The sequence below is a fragment of the Terrilactibacillus tamarindi genome, assembly GCF_009718825.1.
GTDB lineage: Bacteria > Bacillota > Bacilli > Bacillales > Sporolactobacillaceae > Terrilactibacillus > Terrilactibacillus tamarindi.
This window is the reverse complement of the sequence record NZ_WNHB01000051.1, coordinates 1-1,381: the sequence shown is the minus strand read 5'-3', so window position 1 is coordinate 1,381 and position 1,381 is coordinate 1. Positions and strand designations below refer to the sequence as shown.

Genomic DNA, 1,381 nt, shown 5'->3' with positions numbered 1-1,381 from the left:
CATTTTCACTTTCAGTTTTGAAGGATTACCTTCATACATATGTCTAGTGGCAATAGCGAAGAGGTCACACCCGTTCCCATCTCGAACACGGAAGTTAAGCTCTTCAGCGCCGATGGTAATTGGGGGCTGTCCCCCTGTGAGAGTAGGACGTCGCTAGGCATTTTTTGTATATAATGAAATAATGATCATTCCACAGTAGCTCAGTGGTAGAGCAATCGGCTGTTAACCGATCGGTCGTAGGTTCGAATCCTACCTGTGGAGCCATAAGCTTCCATAGCTCAGTAGGTAGAGCACTTCCATGGTAAGGAAGGGGTCATCGGTTCAAATCCGGTTGGAAGCTCCATTACCAACTAAATACATAATCACAGCAAGGATTTCAGAATGAGTTTCTGAGGTTCTTGCTTTTTTATTTTTACAAGCCATTTGGCGACCGATTAGAAAAATCCATATTTATACACAGACTTTTGCCCAATTGGGGAATGTTGCTACCACTTCTTTTTTCATTTTTTAAGTGACATGAGCTATCTGAAGTTGTCATGCTACTATGACTTTATATAGTCGAATATTGTGTCTGATTGCGACACGGAAGTTGCACTCAATTTTGTTTATCCAAATTATTTAACAAAGTCTCAAAAACAACTTAAGCAAATGGGAGGAATACTATGGCTGTAAATAAAGATGACTTTTTTATATCAACGAATAAAGATGATTTAGATATCGCTAAGATTTATCATTTTCTCCATCACGAGGCTTATTGGAGCAAAGGAATTCCAAAAACAACATTAGAGGATTCTATAAAACATTCAACTTGTTTTGGTGTTTATGAAATAGCCGAGAACACTCGTGACTTTAGTCATGAGATGAATCGGCTTCGGATAGGGCGTGGCTTATGTCACGTTAACTATCCGACATATGCTTAGTCAATATGCACAAAAAAGTACTGATATAATGCTCTTATTCTACTAAAATTCCTTAACATGTGTTATCGTTAACATGAGGTGGAAACTTTGACAGATGTTAAGTATGGTAGAGGATATGTTTACTCCATTCAGTACCATATTGTTTGGTGCGTAAAATATCGCCATAAAGTATTAGTGGGTGATATAGATGTAAGATTAAAAGAGAGGCTGCAACAAATAGCCACAGATAATGGTTTTACCATTTCAGAAATCGAAACCGATTGCGACCATATTCATCTTCTTATTGATTGCACGCCACAACATTCCATTCCAACAATGATCAAAACATTAAAAGGCGTCTCTGCAAGATTATTATTTAAAGAGTTTCCGAGCTTAAAAAAGAAACTGCAGGGTGGTCATTTGTGGAATCCTAGTTACTTTGTCGCAACCGTAAGTGAAAATACAGAACAACAGATACGCCT

Annotated in this window: 2 protein-coding genes, 2 tRNA genes and 1 rRNA gene; all 5 read left to right on the top strand. The window is 37.9% G+C overall.

The window, feature by feature from the left end; translation table 11 throughout:
- The first annotated feature begins 42 nt into the window (after window positions 1–42).
- Window positions 43–159 (top strand): 5S ribosomal RNA (rrf, locus tag GMB86_RS15290).
- 30 nt (window positions 160–189) lie between these two features.
- Window positions 190–264: transfer RNA gene (locus GMB86_RS15285), tRNA-Asn, on the top strand.
- Window positions 265–267: 3 nt separating this feature from the next.
- Window positions 268–343: transfer RNA gene (locus GMB86_RS15280), tRNA-Thr, on the top strand.
- A gap of 319 nt (window positions 344–662) precedes the next feature.
- Window positions 663–920 carry a hypothetical protein gene (locus GMB86_RS15275; protein ID WP_155221402.1) on the top strand — a complete coding sequence of 86 codons (258 nt, stop codon included), beginning with the start codon at window positions 663–665 and terminating at the stop codon, window positions 918–920.
- 87 nt (window positions 921–1,007) lie between these two features.
- Window positions 1,008–1,381, top strand: a 374-nt coding sequence (tnpA, locus tag GMB86_RS15270) for an IS200/IS605 family transposase (RefSeq protein ID WP_155221400.1), incomplete at its 3' end; no start/stop codon positions are given.

What these genes read in the sequence shown, in the direction of transcription:
- GMB86_RS15275 (WP_155221402.1), top strand. Translation starts at nt 663, where the DNA reads ATGGCTGTAAATAAAGATGACTTTTTTATATCAACGAATAAAGATGAT.